Below are 20,878 nucleotides of genomic sequence, written 5' to 3' on the forward strand. Positions count from 1 at the left end.
GGATCCCTCGTTGATTAAGCATTTGGAGTGAATAGATGGTCGCTTTGGTCAAGCCGCATGGTGCGGACGCATTAACCCCCCTGTACGTCGCCGATGAAGCTGTCCGCGTTGCCCTGCAGCATGAAGCGGAGTCCCTGCCGTCGGTGGTGATCAGTTCCGCGGCTGCCGCCAATGCGGTGATGATGGGGGCCGGTTATTTCACCCCGCTGTCTGGTTACATGAACAAGGCAGATATGCTGTCAGTGGCAGAAAACCTGACCACTGCCGATGGCCTGTTCTGGCCGGTACCGATCGTCAATATGCTGAAGGATGTCAGCGCGATTGAAGGCGCCAAGCGCATCGCCCTGCGTGACCCCAATGTGGACGGTCAGCCGGTGATTGCGGTGATGGACGTGGCGGCTATCGAAGAAGCCTCTGACGCGGAGCTGGAAGCGGTGGCCGAGCAGGTCTTCGCTACCAACGACAAGCAGCACCCGGGCGTGGCGAATTTCCTGGCGGCGGGCAACTTTATCGTTTCCGGCGATATCCAGGTGCTGAGCTATTCCTACTTTGCTGACGACTTCCCCGACACCTTCCGCACCGCCGTTTCCATCCGCAATGAGTTTGTTGAGCGCGGCTGGAGTAATGTGGTTGCTTTCCAGACCCGTAACCCGATGCACCGTGCCCACGAAGAATTGTGTCGCATGGCCCAGGAAGCGCTGAACGCCGATGGCATTCTGATCCACATGTTGCTGGGCAAGCTGAAAGCCGGTGATATTCCGGCTGAAGTGCGTGATGCCTCTATTCGCAAGATGGTAGAAGTGTATTTCCCACCCAATAGCGTGATGATCACCGGATACGGTTTTGACATGCTGTATGCCGGCCCCCGTGAAGCGGTGCTGCACGCGGTGTTCCGCCAGAACTGTGGTTGCAGCCACTTGATCGTGGGTCGTGACCACGCTGGTGTGGGTGATTATTACGGTGCCTTCGACGCACAAACCATTTTCCAGGAAAAAGTGCCGGCAGGCGCCCTGGAGATCAAGATCTTCGAAGCCGACCATACCGCCTACTCCAAGAAGCTCGATCGTGTGGTGATGATGCGTGATGTGCCGGATCACACCAAGGACGATTTTGTTCTGCTGTCAGGCACCAAGGTCCGTGAGATGCTGGGTCAGGGCATTGCCCCGCCGCCGGAATTTTCCCGTCCTGAAGTGGCGCAGATCCTGATGGATTACTACCAGGCGCTGGACGCCGACAAGTAATCAGGGCTGACCTGAGCACGTTCGCTCAGTAGGCATCAGAAAGATAAACAAAAAAGCCTCTTTTAAGAGGCTTTTTTGTTTTTCGCGGATAAGAGTGAAAAAACGTTCAGTCTTTAAATGGACCTGCCGAGAACATTTTGCACTTTGCAGAACGTTCGACACCAAACACCAGACGTGAAAGCTACACAAACAGGAAACAAAATCCTGCTACAGCGCCGCTGTAGGCGTTCCTCTTGGGGGACGAACCTCGCGAAGAGAAGGAGCTGCCAGCAGGCAGGCTCCTTGCGCAGGTAAAGTCGGACATCAGTCGCCAGTCACTCTCCGCGATAACCCCTTTTCATTGCCGGCGGAAGTTACTGCTGGGGAGCCTGCCCGGTGCACTGAAAAGTCGCGTTCACCGTCCAGCCGATACAGTCACCGTCCTGGGTTTCATTGCTGCAGTTCTGGCTGGGTTTGCCACTGGGAATCGCGCCGCTGTAGCCCCAGCCCTGGCATTGCGCGCTGGCTTTTTGCAGGCCTTGTTGCCAGTCCATCTGTGGGTTCTGCATCAGGTTATAGTCGGTGGCCAGGGTCACGGTGCCTTCATTCTGGTTTCCGTCAGCAACCCGGATCGGGGAGGCGGCGGTCACGCAGGCGGCCAGGGACGCGGCGGCAAGCACGGTCAGCAATCGAGTGAACATGGTTGGCTCCAGTCAGTGGGTGAGCAGTATCCACAAAGCCTACGGGTTGGTTTGAAGGACTCAAGCGACAATCTGTAAAGAAAGCAAAAAATTACGGTGATGGCACCGTCGGGGCCGAATCGCTTTCTATCCAGTGGCGGCGGTTCCGGTCCGGCTGTTCCCAGTGGAGGTCTTTGACTTCATGCATGGGCGTCATGGGGCTATGGAAGAACATCACCAGCCGCAGGCCATCGGTAATAAAGGGATCCCCGGTGAGGTTATGGCCGGGATTGTCGATGTGTTTGGCTTCCATGGCGCGCACATACCCGAACTCGGCCAGCCGTTGGGAAAAAATCATGTCCTGGAGCAGATAGTCCCGGGCCTCATCCACATCCGGGTCGATTTTGTGGGTGGTCAGGGTGGGCGACTTGAAGGTAAAGCGTACGCCGATATCCCGACTGATTTGTCCCAGCCAGACCGGTTCACCGTCGCACAGCAGTGGCGCCCGCCAGAGGCGCAGGTGATTGCGCTGGTGAATATTGCCACGGGCTTTTTGCAGCGCCATATCCTGGGGGCGATCCAGGGCATAGAGGGAGCTCACCGGGGAGTAACGGTAACTGGAGCCCATCAGGAAGGACTTGGTAGTTTTCCAGATCGAGCCACCATGGATGCGTTCGGTCAGGTCCCAGCCCCGTTGCACCATGGCGCTGAGCAGTAGTTGACTGTCGCCGACAAGGACAAAATTGAGCGGGTCGCCGCTGGCGTCGTTGTCGGCGTTGGCCGTGCAGCACGTTTGGCCCCTCAGCCATTCGCGAAGCCCGTCCCGATCCACTTCCAGGTGGTCCTGCTCGTTATACAGGGTGGTGATATCGACTTTTTCCACATCGAGCTTGATGCCAGGCACGTCGATGATGAATGACGATTGCCAGCTTTTTCCACCTCCCAGCAGGTCCACATTGACCACCTTGACGCCAAGATCGCGATTGGTGAATACAAAGCCGCTGGTGCGCTTGCCGGTTGGCAGGTTGATGGGCATGGCACGGGAAACGAACATGCGGTCCACGGCTTTTTCATCTTCCTTGCCGAACTTTCCCTTCACTTTCCAGGCCACTTCCAGTGGCGAAAAATATTGTTGGTCGGTGGTGACGGGCAGGTAATACAGCGGCGTTCCGGTGTTGTTGTCCACCTCCAGCCAGACGGCCTGAATGCCGTGTATGCCCAGAGCCACGCCAAAGATGTCGTGGGCATCGCTGTCACTGATGACGCTGGCGCGTACGGTCAGCGCTTGTTCCGCATGTTGCGTGGCGCCTTCGCGCAGAGCGTTGTCGTCGACGATGCCGGGTTGAAAACTGCATGCGGCAGCGAAAGTGAAAAGGCTGAATAGCAAAGCGAGCCGTTGCATCATTCCCAAACATCCCCTGAACCCGTGAAGCTTGATGTTAACACTGCCATTGGCGGGATGCTGATGATTGAAACTGAATCCGTACGCGGTTGGGTGCGTGGGGTGATATGCAATAGGGTGAAAGGGAGGGGGAGGAAGTTGAAGAAAGCTGAACGTGGTTGAAGGAGGCCGGCGATGCCGGCCCCTTCAATGGAAGATTAAAGCTTCTTGAGCTTTTTCTTCAGTTTCTTCACAACATTTTCTTGCTTGCTGATCTTGGCTTTACTGTTCTTGATGGCTTTTTTCAGCTTTTTCTTCTGAGACATGGTGTGCTCCGTCGTTTATATCGAATACAGGTTTTATCGGTTTCAGTCAGTCGCCGGAAGGCGCTTCCTGATTCTTGATAAAGTCGCGAATAAACCGGCGCACTTCCCTTGCTGCACTGGTATCGAGTTCCTCACAGAGCTCGATAAAGCGCACACGCTCTTCGTCGTTGATTCGGACGATAAGCTGGCTGTTTTTCTTTTTGGCTTTGCTTTTTGCCATTGGTCATCACCATGAAAAATCACGCCGCATCGTCGCCGGTTCACGCTCGACTTTCAATGAGGCTATAGGCTATCTTTTAGATAGTCAATGTATATACATTCTGACTTAACCCTTGTACGGATAGTCCAGGCTGCCTTTCATGGCGGCCTTGTCGTCGTCGCTGAAGTCCGGGAAGGGCAGAGCGTCATCCTGGTTGCGTTGCACCGTGGCTGTGCTGCCTTCGGTGTTGTTGACCCATTGCTGAACCGGTACCGCCAGGTGGACGTCGTTATCCTCCAGGATTTGCAGGATGCGCAGGTTCAGGTCTTCAGCCACGGCCAGGAATTCGCTGTAGGCGCTGCTGTCCACATAACAGTTCAGCGAGATGCGGTAGCCGTCCCGCAGGATTTCTTCGAAACGCACCCTGGCCGCACGCTCGGTGAGCCGTGGGTGGCTGTAAATCAAGCGCCGCAGGTCGACCAGTAACTGGCGCAGCTGGTCGGTGCTGGCGCCCAGGCGAATATGCAGGTCGCGGTGGTAGCGACGGAAATCGGACTCGCTGATGTTCTCGATACTGGCACTGGCGAGTACCGCGTTGGGAACGTACACCACGGTGCGGTCCGTCTGGCGAATGCGGGTAGAGCGCAGGCCGATTTCCTCGATGACGCCGGCGGTGGTGCCAACCCGGCAGAAGTCGCCGGGTTGAACGGGTTTGGCAATGTACAGGGTGAAGGCGCCAATCACGTTCTCCAGGGTTTTTTGTGCGGCCAGCGCCACGGCGATGGAGCCGATGCCCAGCCCGGCCAGCACCGTGGTGATGTCATAGCCGGAGTCGCTGAGCCACAGCAGAAAAATCACCACAGCGGCGATCATTTTCAGGATGGTACGAACTGGCCGGATGATCCCGGACCAGTACTTCTGGTTCTGGGCGCTGCTAAGGAACAGGGCAGAGAGTAGCTCGATAATGCCCAGCGCCAGGAAGAGGGTGGCCAGATAGCCCAGGGCGGACTGGTTCAGGTACACCTGGGCGCGGATGGACAGGCCCAGTTCGGCGACGCCCAGCTGCATCATCTTGAAGAACAGGTACCAGCGAAACGGCATGGAGAAGAACTGGTGCAGGGTATCGCGGTAGCGGTCCGAGAACGCCAGCAGGCGCAGTGTCAGCCGGCGCAGCAGGGAAGAGGCCAGCCAGGCGCCGATGATGATCAGTATCAGCCCGGCCACCTGCCAGTTCTGCATATAGAGGATCGTGAAATCCGGCAGATAATCCGCCAGGCGGGTGATGGTCGGGTTGTAACCGAACAGCTCCCAGAGATGGGGGATTTGCTGCACCGTGGCGTTGGAAATTTTCCAGATACGACGATCGTCATCGCCGGGTACCCGTTGCAAATAGAGGGTCAGGGTGTCGTCCGGCAGGGTCAGGGTGGCGATCTTGTCCCGGTAGCTGGGCAGGCCGTCATCCCGGTGCCCCTCCGGGTGGGTGGATAACCGGGTCAGGTCCAGAATGCGCTGCTGTCCCCAGACAATGTTCAGCTGCTCCATCAAGGTGGCGGCGTCCTTGTTGGCCATGTCTGCGGGCAGGTAACGCATGTCCAGGTAAGCCCCGGCAGCGCCCCAGTTTCCGTCCTGGGCGGCGTTCATGATGGCCAGCATGGTCGATAGGGGGGTATCGCCGGGTCGAATGCTGTCATCTTGCAGGGAGTCAGCAATCACCGCCTCGGCCTTCTCCCCTGTATCAATGACATCCTTGATGGTCAGCGAGCTATCGTCGGCGTGGCTCCACTGTGCCAAGAGCAGCAGGCAGGCGATCAGGGGCAGAATTCGGTGCGTCACAGGGTGGATTCCTCAAGGGTGGCGGCTGTTGTGCAAAGGCAAGGCTAGAATGTACCGCTAACCGGGGTGTCGGCCAATGATGGCGGCCCCGGCAGGGCCGGAGCGAACAGACCGACGGGCCTGTCAGACAGAGCAATGGCGGCAATTGGCAGGTATTATCCCGGTTTTACGGGGGATTTTGCTTTAAAATCCCGTCCGTCGATTTTTTGGGCAGCGCGGGTTGCCTCGAACCTGGAATCAATGAACCAAAGGAAAACAGATGACCGTGATTCTGGCCTGTCTGCTGATTTATGCAGGCTGCATTATTTTTATTCGGATGCGTAACCGGGAACCGTTTGGCCTGAAGCGCCAGCTGTCGGACTTTTCCACCTTTATGGTGCCGTTCAATATTCCGGCCTATCTGCTGTCCAAGGTGCCAACCACGCCGCGCCTGAGCTTGTCGCATCTGCCGGAATTACAGTTGATCGAAGACAACTGGGAAACCATTCGCGATGAGGCGGTGGCGCTGTACCACGGTGGCCTGATTACGGCGAAAGAGGATCTGCCGGCTAGCAGTTTTTACAAGGACAATCGCTGGACCAGTTTTTATCTGAAGGTGTACGACAACAAGCTGCCTTCGGCCTACGACCTGGCGCCAAAAACCATGGCGTTGCTGGAGCAGATTCCCACCCTGAATATCGCCCTGTTCGCGGTATTGATGCCGGGCAAGAAGCTGAACCGTCACCACGATCCGTTTGCCTACACGCTGCGCTACTCCATTGGTCTGAGCACGCCCAATGATGAAAACTGCGGGTTGACGGTAAACGAAGAGGATTACATCTGGCGCGATGGCGACAGCATTATCTTCGATGAAACCTATATTCATTCTGCGTGGAACCGCACCGAGACGCCCCGCATCATCCTGATGACCGACGTGGACCGTCCCTTGAAGAGCAAATGGGTGCAAAAGGGTTACTGGTTCTTCGGCTGGTTTTTCAATCGCCTGTTCATGATCGACAACGTGGACAGCAGCCACACCGGTATTGGTAACAAGCTGGGCAAGGGCGTGATCGCCTACAAAGGCTTCCTAAAATCGGTGAAGCGGAAGAACAAGCGATTCTATGTGACTGCCAAGTGGGCAGTGGTTTTGGCGGTACTGGGCAGTGTCAGTTACCAATTGGTGTGAATGTTGTTCATTTTCCGGAGAGCGATAAACGGTAGCAGCGCGGCGAAGATCCGCCGTGCTGTGGTTGGCAGCCATTGAATTGCCGTGACAGTATGGGTGTGGGGAGATAATCAGAAAAACACCGGACAAAATAAGAACAGAAACAGGAATAATAACAATGATAAGGACTGTCATTGCCCGCAGGAGCACCGTGCTCTTGCCCATCGTGTTGTTGTCGCTTTCCTTCACTGCTTATGCCGACGTGGCTGTGGCGCCCGCTGGCCCCTTCTCCGCCAGCGGTGAACTGGCCATGAAAAAAGGCCGGATACCCGTGTCCTGTAATACCACCTTCGATGGCCGCGTGGGCGGTGACGGGGCTTTGCGCGTTACGGCTGTGTCTTTCGGTGGCCTCAATCCTTTGTGTAAAAGCATCAAGGCGTTGGGCCTGCCCTGGCAAGGGCAGGTGGATAGCCCTCGCAAGCTCACGGTGCATGATATGCAAGTAACAGTCCGGGTGCCTTTGCTCGGGGGTGTTTGCGGTCCGGGCCCGGTGTCGCTGGTATGGCGCAATGCTGAGGCCTCGGCCAGCTTTGAACAGGTTAACCTGGGGCCGGATTGCGCCATGAATGGCACCATGCTGACTACGCCACAGGTGGATATCCGCCATCCGTCGCAAACCGGTGCGGTTACACAAAGTGCGAGTTCGCCCTGAAGACGTATCAGCTTTGTTATTCCGGCCTGATCGGCGTTTCCCCTGTGCCCATCGCCCCGTTATTATGGCCAGCTTGATCGGCTGCCTGATGGGCGGCCTGGGCACACAGAACAGGCAAGGACATAACAATGCAAAATGTGGTGGCGATTCCCGCAAACCCGGCGCTGGTGAACAGCACGGAAGATTTCATCCACGCTGTTGAAAACGACCGCAAGGACAGCGCGGAGAAGTTTATCCAGATGGCAGATCATCTGACCGACCGTGTTCTCAGCCTGTTTCTGGTGGAGCCGGCCAACATGACCGAACTGTCCGGTGGCCAGAAAAAAGTCATCGATTTTGCCGTTTCTACTGCGGGTAAAGCGTCCAGCATGCTGACTCGCCAGATCTTCAAGAAAATCACCAACAAGGAATTTGCACCGGTATTGGCGAACGTGAAAGCCATGTACTGGCAGGCCGGTGACGATAACGGTAACCAGGCCCATATTTCATTCCCGGTGGATGACGCCTTTGCCGAGACCTTCCGCAAGGCCACCGAGTTGTGTGCGGCGGGCAAAGGCACCGAGGATGTGGCGCTGGTCACCCGCGCCATGGGCGATGTGGCAGACAAGATTATTGATGAAGTCTTTGTCGCCAACACCAAGGAAGTGAAGGTGGGGTTTGTGACCCAGAAGGCCCTGAATGTGGGGGTGGATGGCAGCCGCAAAGCGGTGCATGCGGTGAACAACAAGGTGCTCAAAGACCTGAGTGACGCCGAGCTGCAAGGTTATATGGCCCACTATCAGGGGCTGTTACGCCAGCGTTAAGGGTTGGCGTCAGCATAAAAAACGGGGCCAGTTGGCCCCGTTTTTTTGTGCGGCGTCAGGCGCCGTCGCATGTCGCGATTCAGGCTTTATTGCCATTTGCCGGACGGTTGTTGCGTTGCGGCCGGCGCCGACGCTGCCCGTTCCCGGCAGGTTTTCCGGCGCCCGCATTGCCGCCATTGCCGCTGGCCTTGTTGCCTTGCTGGGCACGTTGGCCGTTACCGGACGACTGCCCGCCCCGGTGACCACCGGAGGAGGGCTTTTTCGGTTTCTTGGGCCGCGAGCTTTTCGGAGGCAGGGGCGCGCGGCCAGCAGGAAGCGGTTCGCCGGGCTCAAAGCCCGCCACGATTTTGCGCTCCAGCTGTTGCTGGGTCAGGCGTTCAATGTCCTTGAGCTGCTGGAATTCGTCGGCACTGACCAGGGAGATAGCCTGTCCGGTGGCGCCGGCCCGGCCGGTGCGGCCGATACGGTGCACGTAATCCTCGGGCACATTGGGCAGGTCCACATTGACGACCTGGGGCAGTTGCTCGATATCCAGCCCGCGAGCAGCGATATCGGTGGCGACCAGGGCGCGGACCTTGCCGTTCTTGAAGTCTGCCAGGGCGCGGGTGCGCGCATTCTGGCTTTTGTTGCCGTGAATGGCGGCGGCTTCAATGCCGTTGGCTTCCAGTTGCTTGGCCAGCTTGTTGGCGCCGTGCTTGGTGCGGCTGAATACCAGTACCTGGAACCAGCCGTGTTCCTGAATCAGGTGGGTCAGCAGGGCGGGTTTGCGCTTCTTGTCCACCGGTGCGATCCACTGGGTGACCAGTTCGGTGGTGGTGTTGCGCGGGCTGATATCCACTTCCACCGGGTCGTTGACCAGCCCCTTGGCCAGCGCACGAATTTCCGGCGAAAAGGTCGCAGAGAACATCAGATTCTGCCGTTTGGGAGGCAGTTTCGAGAGGATCTTGCGGATGTCGTGGATAAAGCCCATGTCCAGCATGCGGTCGGCTTCATCCAGGATCAGCACTTCCAGGTGATCGAACTTCACCGCGTTCTGCTGATACAGGTCCAGCAGGCGTCCTGGTGTGGCCACCAGCACATCGCAACCGCCACGCAGGCGCTGCATTTGCGGATTGATCTTCACGCCACCGAATACCACGCTGGACGTCAGTGGCAGGTTCTTGCCGTAAGTGGAGACGCTTTCCGCCACCTGGGCGGCCAGCTCGCGTGTTGGCGTGAGTACCAGGGCGCGGACCTGATTGTTGCGTGCGGGGGTGCCGGTGCGCAGACGTTCCAGAAGCGGCAGGGTAAAGCCGGCGGTTTTGCCGGTACCGGTCTGGGCGGCGGCCATCACATCACGGCCGGACAATACGGCGGGAATGGCCTGGGCCTGAATAGGGGAAGGCGTGTCGTAGCCACGCTCAGCCACGGCCGCTTGCAGGGCATCACACAGCCCGAGATCTGAAAAATGCATGAAGTTGGGAGGATCAGCTGGAAAAGGGCGGCAAGCCTAACTGATCCGGGGCGTGAACACGAGTAATGCTTGGTAAAGCCGACGGCCGGTTCAGGCCGCCTGGTAGCTGATATCGTGGCTTTCTATGGATTCCCATTGGCCGGCGTCGGCGGCATGGCTGTCTTCGAAGATGCCATCAAGCTGCTCGGGGAGCCAGTTCAGATCCAGAGACTCATCCTGTTCCATTTTTCCTTCCCCTCTGTTTATTCTGTGTACTAACGGTAGCGTGATCGGGCGGCGGGCTTCTGTTGTGTCGATGTAAGCTTTTGCTTACATATGCGTCTCAATGGTAGCCGGGTTGGGTTGCTGTCAGTGGCCGTGGGCAAAACCCCGTACCCCTCTTAAGCAAGGAGAGCGATATGCAGGAACTGGACTGGGCGCAGGTGGGGACCCACCTGATTCAGCTTGGCGCCGCTTTTGTGCTGGCGCTGCCGGTGGCCTGGAACCGGGAGCAGAGGGCGCGAGGTGCTGGCTTGCGTACCTTCCCGTTGGTCTCCATTGCGGCTTGTGGCTATATGTTGGTGGGAATGCAGGTGTACACCGGTTCCGATGCGGAAGCGCGGGTCATGTACGGGATTATTACCGGCATGGGTTTTATCGGCGGTGGGGCGATTCTCAAGGATGGGGCTAATGTGAGCGGTACCGCCACGGCGGCGAGCCTGTGGAATACCGGGGCGATCGGTATTTCGGTAGCTTACAGTCGTTATGAAATTGCCCTGGTGCTGTCGCTGATCAATTTTTTGATTCTGCAGTTTTCTCGATCATTCAAACGCCAGGAAGAGGAGGGGTGACCCTCCCCGCGTGACGGGAAGGGCCGGGTAACAGGGCTTTCCGTGGCAGGTTAGCGGGCCAGCAAGGCCAGTTCTGCGTCCTGCTCCAGGACGACCCACCAGCGTTGCCCGTGGTCAGCATCGAAGCCCACCAGTGGTTTCGCGTCGCAGCCTGCGCTGCGCACCGGCGGGGTAGCCAGGAAGCTCTCATCGAAAGGTTGGTTGATTACGCAACCCGCTGAGGTGACAGCCTGCCAACCGGACTCACTATGCATACCCAGAGTAGTAGTCTCAGTGGCGATGCCGGCGGCGGCATCAAAGGTGAGGGCGTAGCGATCTGAGACTGCACTGCTCAAATCCCAGTCCTTGCTGGCGCTGGCGGGCAAGGTATGGGCTTGCTTGGCGGTGCCGTCCGGCTGGCTGCCTGGCAGGCCAGTATCGGCTTCCAGATCCTTGATCGCGCCATAGGCACTGGAATAAGTGCCGGTCTGGTTCTGGGTGCCACTGATGATCAGAATGTCGCTAAGGGTGTCTTCCGTGGCAGGTTGCCAGCTCATGGCCACATCTTCTTTCAGGTCCATGGTGGTTTCCGGAATATCCAGCACATTGCTGTCGCCGCTGTTGGGGATGACCCGGTTTTCCGCGTTCAGGTTCGGGGTCCAGGGCTGGTTGTACTGGAACAAATATTGGTAAGACAGGCGCATCAGATCCGGCACGCTCTCGGCTCGGCTGAACCCGGGGGTCAGTTCCATGTCCCGGGTGCGGCTTTCCAGGCGGTTAAAGGTGTTGTTGGTGCCGGCCACCATTCGGGCAGTACTGCCATCGTCTGCGCGGCAGTCATTGCTGATGTACTGGCTGTCCAGATACATGACCGGGCGGGTGCCGTCGGGAATGGAGTTGGGGTAGACCACGCGCTCGCAGCGGTTGCTGGTACGTGAAAAACGGTCCAGCAATTGCCAGTTCGGATCAGCCAGTTCTTTCACGCCGTCTTCGTTGCTATTGATAGTGTGCTCGGCAAACCATGACTCGTAATCCACTCGCGGGCCCTGGAAGGTCAGTACTGAGGCATTCACATCGTAGGCGGTGGAGCCGTTGCTCTTGGTGTTCATTTTTTGCTGCACGATGCGCTGCACCAGCTCGCGTTCCCCGTAACGGAATTCGTAGCCTTTGTAGGACGCGTTGCCGGAAACGATCTGGGTGTACTGCGGCAGCCGGTAGTTGCCTTCCTCTTCGGTCCAGGAGGCGGGATCCACATAAATCGGGGCGGTGATAACAGAGCGCTGATACATGTGCTCGTGGCCCTGTACCCAGATCACGTCATTGCGGGCGAAAAAGGCGCGAATATCATCCCACTGGTTCATCAGCAGATTGTCGCCGGTCACGCCTTCCACGATCATTTCGCGGGTTTCCCCGTATTTGGCGCCGATCAGGCCGTCGTGGCTGGCGATCACGATATGGTCTACCTCATCGCGATGGGTATTGACCGCCTGCTTGATCCACTGAAAAGCGATTGGCAGGTTGTAGTACTTGAGCAGAACAATCATCACGTTGTCGCGGATCACGTAATAATTCAGGTACTGCGCGCCGGCCATATGGACGGCGTCATCGGGAATGTAGTGCTTCATGTTTTCAACCCACTCCACGGAGTAGGCATAGCTGTCTTCGTGGTTGCCCATCAATGGCAGAAATTCGATGCCGGCATCGCGGTAACCTTCGGCAATGGAGGTCCACTGTTCAAATTCGCCGGTGGTGCCGTGGTCGGTCAGGTCGCCCACGGGGATGACGATGTTGGCGCCCAACGCCTGTTCTTTATCCAGCACGGCTTTCATCGGGTGCATGGCCACGTTGTCGCCGCCGCCCTGGGTATCGGGCAACAAGCCGATGCGCAGGGTGGTTGTGGTGGCGGGGGTGCTGCCTTTATCAGTTGTGTCGGTGTCGTCGGACGAGGACGACGAATCGCCCCCGCAGCCGGTAAGCGCAAGTGCGGTAAGCAGAGCCGCAAGGTTGTAATTGAGCCGTTTCACAATGGATTCCCCAGTCAGATAAGAGTCGGTCGGGGGATTGTGGAGAGGGCGTGTGTGGGAGGATTGACGATCCAGTGAATTTTATTTGAACGTCCGTGCTGAATCTGGCTCAGTGCGGATCAGCACTGCGCCAGAATGGCCTGGCGGACACAGTGAAGGACGCCGGTGGGCCAGTCGTCAGCCAGTTGTTCCTTGATCTGGCGGTAGCTGAAAGTGTCTTCCGCCAGGTTGGCCTGGCTGAGCAGGGCGTCCTGAATGATGCCGATTTCCACGTCGCTGAGGCCCAGTGCCTGCTCCAGTGACAGCTTGCCGTTGACCACCAGTTGGCTCAGTTCCCGGTAGATGGTCTGCTCGTTCAGGTTCTGCTGCCGGGCGATGGCGGACGGGGCCATGTTGGCCAGAGCCAGAGTGAGAATCTCGTTGCTGTCCGGGCCGGTGGTTTCTGCCTCGCTGGTGTTGTTGCCATTCGCGGCTTTATTGAGAACGGCAAGAAAGTCGTCGCCGTAGCGCTCCAGTTTGCGATCCCCTACGCCGCTCACGGCGGAAAGTTCCATGCGATTGCGCGGGCGGATGGCGAGCATGTCCATCAGGGTCGCGTCGTGGAAGACCACGTAGGGCGGCACCCCTTCTTCTTCGGATAGCCGTTTGCGACAGGCGCGTAGTGCTTCCCACAGGGTGCGATCCGCTTCCGCCACGTTGGACTGGCTTTTACGGGTGCCGGTTTTTTTCGCTTTGGCGATTTCCTTGCGCAGGTGCAGCGGCTGTTCCCCGCGCAGGTAGGGGCGGCAGGCGTCGGTCAGTTGCAGCGCGCCGTAACCGTTCATGTCCACGGTGAGCAGGCCGCGGGCCACCAGTTGACGGTAGATGCTTTTCCACTGGTTGGCGTTGAATTCGTTGCCGATGTTCCAGGTAGACACATGGTCGTGCCCGGCGCTGGCGACCTTGTCGGAGCGGTTGCCGGTAAGCACGTCGATCAGGTGGTTGACGCCGAAGCGCTGGCCGGTGCGGTAGACACAGCTCAGGGCCTTTTGGGCGGCTTCGGTGGCGTCGAAGGTTTCCGGTGGATGCAGGCAGGTGTCGCAGTTACCGCAGGGCTTTTCCAGGGTTTCAGCAAAGTAGTGCAGCAATGCCTGGCGGCGGCAATGGGTGATTTCGCACAGCCCCAGCATGCTTTCCAGGCGCTGGTTTTCGTTGCGCTTGTGCTGCTCGTTGCCACTGCTTTGGGCGAGCATCTGTTTGAGCTTGATGGCATCTTCCAGCCCATAGGCCATCCAGGCCGTGGCCGGGTTGCCATCACGGCCGGCACGGCCGGTTTCCTGATAGTAGGACTCAATGCTCTTGGGCAGATCCAGATGCGCCACAAACCGCACGTCAGGTTTGTCGATGCCCATGCCGAAGGCAATGGTGGCGACCATGACAATGCCGTCCTCGCGCAGGAAGCGCTGCTGGTGTTTTTCCCGCACAGGGCCAGAAAGCCCGGCGTGGTAGGGCAGGGCATTAATGCCCTGCTGGCATAGCCATTCGGCCACCCGGTCCACCTTGTTGCGCGACAGGCAGTAGACGATCCCCGCTTCACCGGCGTGCTCGGCACGCAACAGGCGCAGTAGCTGATTGCGGGCACCGTCCTTGCGCTCGATACGGTACTGGATGTTGGGGCGGTCGAAGCTGGAGACAAAATGTCGCGCCTGGGTCAGGTCCAGTCGCTCGGCAATTTCCGTGCGGGTGCGCTGGTCCGCGGTGGCGGTTAATGCAATGCGGGGCACCTGCGGGAATTCCCGGTGCAGCAGGGACAGCTGCAGATAGTCGTTGCGGAAATCATGCCCCCACTGGGACACACAGTGGGCTTCATCGATAGCGAACAGGGCGATCTCGGCCTGTTTCAGCAGCGCCAGCGTGCGCGGCTGTATCAGCCGCTCCGGGGCGATGTAGAGCATGTCCAGCTGGCCTTGCAGCAAGGCGTTTTCCAGCTCGCGTACTTGCTCCAGTGACAGGGTGGAGTTGAGGAAGCCGGCTTTCACGCCCAGTGCCTTGAGCGCATCCACCTGATCCTGCATCAGGGCAATCAGCGGGCTGATCACCACACCGGTGCCGGCACGGACCAGGGCCGGGATCTGATAGCACAGGGATTTACCCCCGCCGGTGGGCATCAGCACCAGCGCGTCGTCGCCCTGTATCAGGGTATCGATAATGGTCTGCTGTTCACCGCGAAACTGGTGGTAGCCGAAGACATGTTCGAGAACGGAGTGGGCATTGGATTGCATGGCCGGGAGTATACCCGTGGGGCCGGGACGATGACATCCGGGCAACAGGCATTCGATTGCCATGACGGTGTGGTAGCGTTCTGGGCCTGTGGATGGGAAAGAGTGTAGGTGATGACAGACATTTTTCGCCAGTTTCTGCTGCTGGGGTTGATCAGCTTTGGCGGCCCGGCGGCCCATGTGGGGTATTTTCACCAGCGATTTGTGGTGCAACTGCAATGGTTGAGCGAGGCGGACTTTGCCCGCTTGCTGGCTCTCACCCAGTTTCTGCCGGGTCCGGCGTCCAGCCAGTTGGGCTTCGCCATTGGTCGGGTGCGCGGTGGCGTGGCGGGGGCTTTTGTTGCCTTTGTGGGCTTTACCTTGCCGTCCTTTCTGTTGATGGCACTGCTGGCCATGTATGCGGCAGCACTGCCGGAGTGGCTCCAGGGCGGTGTGGTCACAGGCCTGAAGTGGCTGGCGGTGGTGGTGGTGGCCGATGCCGTGTGGAATATGGGTGCGCGCTTTTGTACGGCCCCGCTGACACGGGGGCTGGCACTGGGTGTGGCCCTGTTGCTGGTGCTCTGGCCTGCGCTCTGGGGGCAGGTGGCGGCCTTGCTGCTGGCGGCAGCGGTGGGTTGGCACTGGTTGCGCCCCGCAAACGTGGAGCCGTTGCAGGGCAAGCCGGTCTGGCGCTGGTTGCCGTTGGGGCTGTTGGTGCTGCTGGCGCTGGTGGCGGTGCTGCCCGCCGGGCGGCTGCTGGGTCTCTGGAATGATTTTTTCACCGCCGGTGCGCTGGTGTTCGGTGGTGGCCATGTGGTGCTGCCATTATTGCAGGAGCTGGTAGGGCCACAGATGAGCCCGGACTCGTTCCTTACCGGTTATGCGGCTGCCCAGGCGGTGCCCGGCCCGATGTTCTCGCTGGCCGCCTATCTGGGGGCGGTTTTGCTGCCAGCCAGCCCCTGGTGGGGCGCCTTGCTGGCCACACTGGCGATTTTTTTGCCCGGCTTTTTGCTGGTGCTGGGAATGATGGAAGGGTGGCAATGGTTGTCCTCCCGCCCGGCACTGGCCGGTGCGGTGGCGGGCATCAATGCGGCGGTGGTCGGGTTGCTGCTGGCGGCGCTGTATCAGCCGGTGTTCGTCTCTGCGGTGCATGATGGGTGGGACCTGTTGGTCGTAGTGGCGGGATTCGTGGTGCTGCGCAGCAAGACGGTGCCCTTGTGGGGGATGCTGCTGGGCATGGCGGGGCTGGGGGTGTTGGCAGGCTTGTTGTAGGCGCGTCGCCAGCGACGCTCCTGCCGCAGAGAGCCGCGCGACAGGTGGTGCTTGCTCGAAAGTCGGAACCATGATTCACTTCTTATAAGAAATGAATGTGGATTCCGTTTATGGCGTACCGGGAAACCGACAATGTGAAAGCCCGCAAGGCGGCTCAGCGTGCCCACTTGCTGCGTAATGCAGAGCAGTTGGTGCGTGACAGCGGTTTTGCCGGGCTGACCATGCAGACGCTGGCCCGCCAGGCTGGCGTTGGCGTCGGCACCCTGTATCGCTATTTCGACAACAAGGCGGTGCTGGCGGCGGAGGTGTTTCGCCTGGCCACCGAGCGGGAAGTGGCGGCAGTGGCCCAGGCCATGGAGCAAGACGGCGATTTTGCCCAGCGACTGGAATACGTGCTGCAGGTGTTTGTACGCCGGGCGCAAGCCGCGCCTACGTTGGCCTGGTCGTTGATCGCCGAGCCGGTAGACCCGGCCGTGGACGCGGAGCGTCTGATCTACCGTCAGCGTTATGCCGAGCTGTACCAGAAACTGCTGAGTGACGGTGTCAGCCAGGGCTCCCTGCCGCTGCAGGACACAGCCGTCAGTGCCGCCGCGTTGGTGGGTGCCATTGCCGAGGCGCTGGTGGGGCCGCTGTCCGAACCGCTGCCCAAGGCCAGCCTGGCGGAATCCCTGACCCAATTTTGTCTGCGCGCGGTGGGTGCTCCCCGGGCACAGGCGCAAGCTATTCAGCAGCAACAGACTGCGTAAAAAGCGGCAACGGCAGCGCGCTTTCCCTGTGTGGGGCGTGGAGCTTGTTGCATGAAGCGTGAAACACGCTGCGTTAATAAACCGGGAGAGCTCACATGAATGCCAAGCACGATACCCTGAAAGCGGACCCGCTGGCCCAGACCCATGAGGTCTTCAACCAGGCCCGGGCGCTGGAAGATTACAACGCTTACGACAACGATACGGCCCTGCGCGAGGCGGTGGCCCGCCATGGCGCGAGCTGGGCGGAGGATGCCCTGTCTGCCCACGGTGCCCGCACCGGCAGTGCCGAGGTGATCGAATGGGGCTTTCTGGCCAACGAACACAAGCCACAGTTTTTTTCCCACGATCGTCAGGGGTACCGGGTGGACCTGGTGAAATACCACGAGTCCTACCACCGGTTGATGGCCCTGGGGCTGGAGTCCGGCATGCACTCCTCGCCTTGGTCAAACCCCAAGCCAGGTGCACACGTGGCCCGGGCAGCGCAGAGCTATTTACAGGCGCAGGTCGACGCCGGTCACGGTTGCCCGCTGACCATGACGTTTGCCTCGGTGCCCTCCATCAGCCTGACGCCGGCACTGGCGAAGGAGTGGTTGCCCAAGATTCTCAATAACGCCTATGACCCGCGCAATGTGCCCCATACCGAGAAACAGGCGCTGACCATCGGTATGGGCATGACGGAAAAGCAGGGCGGTTCTGATGTGCGTGCCAACACCACCGTTGCTACCGCCATTGGCAATGAAGGGCCGGGGGAGGCCTATGAGCTGGTTGGGCACAAGTGGTTTACCTCTGCACCCATGTGCGATGCCTTTCTGGTGCTGGCGCAGACGCAAGGCGGGTTGAGCTGTTTTCTGGTGCCGCGCTGGCGCCCGGATGGCAGCAAGAACCCGATCCAGGTACAGCGCCTGAAAAACAAGATGGGTAACGTGTCCAACGCTTCCTCGGAAATCGAGTTGCGCGGTGCGCTGGGCTGGCTGGTCGGCGAAGAAGGCCGCGGGGTGCCGGCGATTATCGAAATGGTGGCGATGACCCGCTTCGATTGCATGATCGGATCGGCATCGGGGCAACGTCAGGCGGTGGCCCAGGCCGTGAACCATGCGGCCGGGCGTGCAGCTTTCGGCAAAACGCTTCTGGACCAGCCCTTGATGCGTAATGTGCTGGCGGATCTGCAGCTGGAAGTGGAAGGCTCCCTGGCCATCGCCATGCGCATGGGCGAAGCGTTGGATCAGTCCACGCTGGACCCGTCCAACAGCCATGAAAGCCTGCTGCTGCGTCTGGGCTTGCCCGCCGGCAAATACTGGATCTGCAAACGCACCCCATTCCATGCCTACGAGGCCATGGAGTGCCTGGGTGGCAACGGCGTGACGGAAGACTTCATCATGGCGCGCCTGTATCGCGAAGCGCCAATCAATGCGATCTGGGAAGGCTCCGGCAATGTGCAAGCGCTGGATATGCTTCGCGCCCTCGGTAAAACGCCGGCAGTGCTGGATACCTGGTTTGCGGAACTGGCCAAGACCCAGGGGAGTGATGCCCGTCTGGACAAGGCCGTGGACACGCTCAAGCGTGAATTCAGCGATATGGATGAGGCTGAATACCGGGCCCGCGATATCGTGGATCGGGTATCACTGACCATGCAGGCCAGCCAGCTGGTGGCCGCCGGCAATACCGCCGTGGCTGAAGCGTTCATTGCTTCGCGACTGGGTGAGCATGGGGATCGCAACTACGGGACCTTGCCCAAAGGGCTGGATCTGGATGAGGTGCTGAAGCGGGCGAACCCGTGGGAAGGCAATTAATAGTTAATAATGAATAATTAATAACGTCGCGGATCAGGAGTTTCTGATTCCGAAAGCAAAGAGGCCGCGTCCAGATACTGGACGCGGCCTCTTGCGTTTCAAACACCCTGGAGCGGGCTCGCGCCAGCTATTCATTAGAGTTTCAGTTTCCCCGCAATCTCGAACCACATGGCGCGGAAGGCCTGGGCGGAGGGGGTGTAGGGGGCGAATTCGCCGACCGGGGCCCGGTGGTCGCCCATCTGCTCCACGTGGGTGGAGTAGGGGATCCAGCCTTTCAATCCGCCCTTCATGGCCTTGGGGCGTTTCACCAGCATTTCCACGTGCAGATCGCGGTGGCGGTCGACCATGTTGAAGAACGGTACTACGGTCAGGTTCTTGTAGTTCTTGCTGTCGATCCAGTCGAGCACCTGCTGGAAGGCGCGCACGGACAGGTGGGTGGGGATGACCGGGACAAACAGGTAATCCACCGCGGCAAAGATACTTTCCGCCACCGGACTCAGGGTGGGCGGGCAGTCCAGAATCACCAGTTCGTAGCTTTCCCCCAGCGGGGCAATGAGCTGTTTCAGGCGGTTTTTGGCGCCGCCATTCTCGAGCAGCTTGATATCGGCATTGCGCATGGACAGGTCGGCGGGGATCGCATCCAGGTTGGCCCAGCGGGTTTCCCGTTTCAGGCGGCCAATGGGCTGCTTGCCCTTGATCAGGTTGGCGGCCTTGTAGCCATCGCCATCGTCCACACCCAGGTAAAAGCTGGCGGCCCCTTGCGGGTCCAGGTCCCAGAGCAGGGTGCGGTGTTTCCAGCGGGCAGCGTGCCAGGCCACATTGACTGCGGTGGTGGTTTTACCTACGCCCCCTTTCAGGTTGTAAAAGGCAATGGTTTGCATGGCGTCCCTTTCCTGTAAGCTTTGAGAGTGGAGTGCCCGGGGCTCCCGTCTGCCTGCCCGTGCGACCAGCCATTATAGCGGCCCCGGCCGCGTTATAGGCTGGGCTCAGGCTAGCACGAACCGGTGAAATGTCCCATGTCATGGCCAGACCCGGCTTTTGGGTCAGCGGGCTGGCTTGTGATCAGGGCATTCAGGCGCTTTAATAGCCCTCCACAGGCACGGCCCGGCGGGCCGGAATAACAAAGAAAGAGGTTTTGATCAGGGTGAGCGCGACAGCCAACAAACGCTATCAAGTCTTTATCAGCGCCACGTTCCCTGATATGCAGGGCGCGCGCCAGGCACTGATACTGCCCATGCTGGAGCACGGGCTGATTCCTACCGGCCTGGATAGTGCGGCGGCGGACGGCAATACCTTGTTGCCGGTGATCCAGAAGCTGATCGAAACCAGTGATTATTTCATCCTGATTGTGGGCGGCCGCTACGGCACCCTGTCGCCGATGGGGCTCAGCGAGATCCACCGTGAGTACATCTTCGCCGCCACCAAGCGCAAACCGATTATTGCCTTTATCCATGAAAATCCCTCCGCCCTGCCGGAAGCGCAGCGTGAGCCGACCCGGGACGGTCAGGTGCGCCGTGACGATTTTGTGCGCCTGCTGGAAGAGAAGGTGACGTGCTATCGCTGGAGTACTGAAGCAGGCCTGAACGAGCTGGCTGGCAAGGTGATTCCCCACCTGATGCGTGAACACCATGCAGTGGGTTGGGTGCGTGCCGATCAGGCGGGCGAGGGCGGTGGTGCCCAAGCGGAGGCGCTCAAGGCGCGCATTGAACTGCTGGAAAAAGAGCGTGAAGAAGCGCTCAGCCAGGCGCGCCCCCCCTTGAAGACCCTGGCCCGTGCCGGGGACCAGGTGGCGCTGGATTATTCCTGCAATGTGTATGAAGGCGGTGACTGCAAGCTGGCCATGGTGACCACCAAGATTAGCTGGGATCAGGCCTTTTCCTGTGTGGCGCCGTTGATGTTGAACCCGGCGGCGGAATCGGTGTTGCAGAAAGCGCTGGAAGATTTTATCGGCCGCAAGGCTCTGGGGGATGTGCAGAACGATTTCCCTCGAGCCCACGCCGTGCGCAATGTGGTGCTGGCAGCCCATGCCTTTAATCAGGTGAAAATCCATCTCCGGGCACTGGGATTGATCAACCGGTCGGCAGAAAAGGACAGCCGGGGCCTGCCACTCTGGCAGCTGACCGCCCATGGCGACAACACCATGAGTCAGGTGATGGCGGTCAAACGCACGGTGAAAATTTAATTAATAGTTAATAATGAATAATTAATAACGTCGCAGACCCGGTTTTTCAGGTCTGGAAGCAAAGAGG

General features: G+C 59.2%; 18 protein-coding genes. 9 read left to right on the forward strand and 9 right to left on the reverse strand.

Going from position 1 to position 20,878, the window contains the following annotated elements; genetic code table 11:
• Positions 1-35 precede the first annotated feature (35 nt).
• Positions 36-1,241, forward strand: coding sequence for a sulfate adenylyltransferase (sat, locus tag ADG881_RS15545; protein ID WP_007150320.1), 1,206 nt, complete (start codon positions 36-38; stop codon positions 1,239-1,241).
• Between the two features lie 353 nt (positions 1,242-1,594).
• On the opposite strand, the gene yecR is transcribed toward sat, so the two are convergent.
• The 4 genes from yecR to ADG881_RS15560 all read right to left on the reverse strand — a co-directional run bounded on the left by yecR (position 1,595) and on the right by ADG881_RS15560 (position 5,639).
• A complete protein-coding gene (gene yecR, locus ADG881_RS15550) occupies positions 1,595-1,921 on the reverse strand; it encodes a YecR family lipoprotein (RefSeq protein ID WP_007149494.1) in 327 nt (108 codons plus the stop codon).
• A gap of 91 nt (positions 1,922-2,012) precedes the next feature.
• Positions 2,013-3,305 (reverse strand): LssY C-terminal domain-containing protein, encoded by a 1,293-nt coding sequence (locus ADG881_RS15555; RefSeq protein ID WP_007151110.1) that lies wholly within the window; start codon positions 3,303-3,305, stop codon positions 2,013-2,015.
• Positions 3,306-3,653: 348 nt separating this feature from the next.
• Positions 3,654-3,827, reverse strand: coding sequence for a hypothetical protein (locus ADG881_RS17695; protein WP_007150661.1), 174 nt, complete (start codon positions 3,825-3,827; stop codon positions 3,654-3,656).
• A gap of 105 nt (positions 3,828-3,932) precedes the next feature.
• Positions 3,933-5,639, reverse strand: coding sequence for a mechanosensitive ion channel family protein (locus ADG881_RS15560; protein ID WP_007148338.1), 1,707 nt, complete (start codon positions 5,637-5,639; stop codon positions 3,933-3,935).
• Between the two features lie 259 nt (positions 5,640-5,898).
• Here ADG881_RS15560 and ADG881_RS15565 point away from each other — a divergent pair, with 259 nt between their 5' ends.
• The 3 genes from ADG881_RS15565 to ADG881_RS15575 all read left to right on the forward strand — a co-directional run bounded on the left by ADG881_RS15565 (position 5,899) and on the right by ADG881_RS15575 (position 8,298).
• A complete protein-coding gene (locus tag ADG881_RS15565; RefSeq protein ID WP_007149091.1) occupies positions 5,899-6,804 on the forward strand; it encodes an aspartyl/asparaginyl beta-hydroxylase domain-containing protein in 906 nt (301 codons plus the stop codon).
• Between the two features lie 190 nt (positions 6,805-6,994).
• On the forward strand, positions 6,995-7,495 hold the full coding sequence (locus ADG881_RS15570; RefSeq protein ID WP_007150742.1) for a hypothetical protein: 501 nt from the start codon (positions 6,995-6,997) through the stop codon (positions 7,493-7,495).
• Positions 7,496-7,623: 128 nt separating this feature from the next.
• Positions 7,624-8,298 (forward strand): hypothetical protein, encoded by a 675-nt coding sequence (locus ADG881_RS15575; protein ID WP_007149471.1) that lies wholly within the window; start codon positions 7,624-7,626, stop codon positions 8,296-8,298.
• 79 nt (positions 8,299-8,377) lie between these two features.
• Here ADG881_RS15575 and ADG881_RS15580 read toward each other — a convergent pair whose 3' ends face one another.
• Together ADG881_RS15580 and ADG881_RS17820 are read right to left on the reverse strand one after the other, a co-directional pair.
• Positions 8,378-9,751 (reverse strand): DEAD/DEAH box helicase, encoded by a 1,374-nt coding sequence (locus ADG881_RS15580; RefSeq protein WP_007149722.1) that lies wholly within the window; start codon positions 9,749-9,751, stop codon positions 8,378-8,380.
• A 90-nt stretch (positions 9,752-9,841) separates the two neighbouring features.
• Positions 9,842-9,976, reverse strand: a complete 135-nt coding sequence (locus ADG881_RS17820) for a hypothetical protein (protein WP_007148563.1) — start codon at positions 9,974-9,976, stop codon at positions 9,842-9,844.
• Between the two features lie 173 nt (positions 9,977-10,149).
• Here ADG881_RS17820 and ADG881_RS15585 point away from each other — a divergent pair, with 173 nt between their 5' ends.
• Positions 10,150-10,581, forward strand: coding sequence for an MgtC/SapB family protein (locus tag ADG881_RS15585; protein WP_007148851.1), 432 nt, complete (start codon positions 10,150-10,152; stop codon positions 10,579-10,581).
• A gap of 50 nt (positions 10,582-10,631) precedes the next feature.
• Here ADG881_RS15585 and ADG881_RS15590 read toward each other — a convergent pair whose 3' ends face one another.
• Positions 10,632-12,584: a metallophosphoesterase gene (locus ADG881_RS15590; RefSeq protein WP_007151121.1), complete on the reverse strand. Its 1,953-nt coding sequence runs from the start codon at positions 12,582-12,584 to the stop codon at positions 10,632-10,634.
• 119 nt (positions 12,585-12,703) lie between these two features.
• The gene (gene recQ / locus ADG881_RS15595) at positions 12,704-14,845 is read right to left on the reverse strand and encodes a DNA helicase RecQ (RefSeq protein WP_007151063.1); all 2,142 of its coding nucleotides are present in this window, start codon (positions 14,843-14,845) and stop codon (positions 12,704-12,706) included.
• 111 nt (positions 14,846-14,956) lie between these two features.
• On the opposite strand from recQ, the gene chrA reads away from it, so the two are divergent.
• From chrA to ADG881_RS15610, 3 genes are all read left to right on the forward strand, one after another.
• Positions 14,957-16,093, forward strand: coding sequence for a chromate efflux transporter (gene chrA, locus ADG881_RS15600; protein WP_007149145.1), 1,137 nt, complete (start codon positions 14,957-14,959; stop codon positions 16,091-16,093).
• A 110-nt stretch (positions 16,094-16,203) separates the two neighbouring features.
• Positions 16,204-16,839, forward strand: coding sequence for a TetR/AcrR family transcriptional regulator (locus tag ADG881_RS15605; RefSeq protein WP_039926960.1), 636 nt, complete (start codon positions 16,204-16,206; stop codon positions 16,837-16,839).
• 95 nt (positions 16,840-16,934) lie between these two features.
• Entirely contained in the window at positions 16,935-18,629 is a 1,695-nt protein-coding gene (locus ADG881_RS15610) for an acyl-CoA dehydrogenase family protein (protein ID WP_007151237.1), read from the forward strand.
• Positions 18,630-18,763: 134 nt separating this feature from the next.
• Here ADG881_RS15610 and ADG881_RS15615 read toward each other — a convergent pair whose 3' ends face one another.
• Positions 18,764-19,510, reverse strand: coding sequence for a ParA family protein (locus tag ADG881_RS15615; RefSeq protein WP_007149533.1), 747 nt, complete (start codon positions 19,508-19,510; stop codon positions 18,764-18,766).
• Positions 19,511-19,773: 263 nt separating this feature from the next.
• On the opposite strand from ADG881_RS15615, the gene ADG881_RS15620 reads away from it, so the two are divergent.
• A complete protein-coding gene (locus ADG881_RS15620; protein ID WP_007148600.1) occupies positions 19,774-20,811 on the forward strand; it encodes a DUF4062 domain-containing protein in 1,038 nt (345 codons plus the stop codon).
• Positions 20,812-20,878 lie beyond the last annotated feature (67 nt).

This window comes from Alcanivorax sp. DG881, from assembly GCF_000155615.1.
In the GTDB taxonomy this organism is placed as follows: Bacteria; Pseudomonadota; Gammaproteobacteria; order Pseudomonadales; family Alcanivoracaceae; genus Alcanivorax.

What these genes read in the sequence shown, in the direction of transcription:
- sat (WP_007150320.1), top strand. Translation starts at nt 36, where the DNA reads ATGGTCGCTTTGGTCAAGCCGCATGGTGCGGACGCATTAACCCCCCTG.
- yecR (WP_007149494.1), bottom strand. Translation starts at nt 1,921, where the DNA reads ATGTTCACTCGATTGCTGACCGTGCTTGCCGCCGCGTCCCTGGCCGCC.
- ADG881_RS15555 (WP_007151110.1), bottom strand. Translation starts at nt 3,305, where the DNA reads ATGATGCAACGGCTCGCTTTGCTATTCAGCCTTTTCACTTTCGCTGCC.
- ADG881_RS17695 (WP_007150661.1), bottom strand. Translation starts at nt 3,827, where the DNA reads ATGGCAAAAAGCAAAGCCAAAAAGAAAAACAGCCAGCTTATCGTCCGA.
- ADG881_RS15565 (WP_007149091.1), top strand. Translation starts at nt 5,899, where the DNA reads ATGACCGTGATTCTGGCCTGTCTGCTGATTTATGCAGGCTGCATTATT.
- ADG881_RS15575 (WP_007149471.1), top strand. Translation starts at nt 7,624, where the DNA reads ATGCAAAATGTGGTGGCGATTCCCGCAAACCCGGCGCTGGTGAACAGC.
- ADG881_RS15580 (WP_007149722.1), bottom strand. Translation starts at nt 9,751, where the DNA reads ATGCATTTTTCAGATCTCGGGCTGTGTGATGCCCTGCAAGCGGCCGTG.
- ADG881_RS17820 (WP_007148563.1), bottom strand. Translation starts at nt 9,976, where the DNA reads ATGGAACAGGATGAGTCTCTGGATCTGAACTGGCTCCCCGAGCAGCTT.
- ADG881_RS15585 (WP_007148851.1), top strand. Translation starts at nt 10,150, where the DNA reads ATGCAGGAACTGGACTGGGCGCAGGTGGGGACCCACCTGATTCAGCTT.
- recQ (WP_007151063.1), bottom strand. Translation starts at nt 14,845, where the DNA reads ATGCAATCCAATGCCCACTCCGTTCTCGAACATGTCTTCGGCTACCAC.
- chrA (WP_007149145.1), top strand. Translation starts at nt 14,957, where the DNA reads ATGACAGACATTTTTCGCCAGTTTCTGCTGCTGGGGTTGATCAGCTTT.
- ADG881_RS15605 (WP_039926960.1), top strand. Translation starts at nt 16,204, where the DNA reads ATGGCGTACCGGGAAACCGACAATGTGAAAGCCCGCAAGGCGGCTCAG.
- ADG881_RS15610 (WP_007151237.1), top strand. Translation starts at nt 16,935, where the DNA reads ATGAATGCCAAGCACGATACCCTGAAAGCGGACCCGCTGGCCCAGACC.
- ADG881_RS15615 (WP_007149533.1), bottom strand. Translation starts at nt 19,510, where the DNA reads ATGCAAACCATTGCCTTTTACAACCTGAAAGGGGGCGTAGGTAAAACC.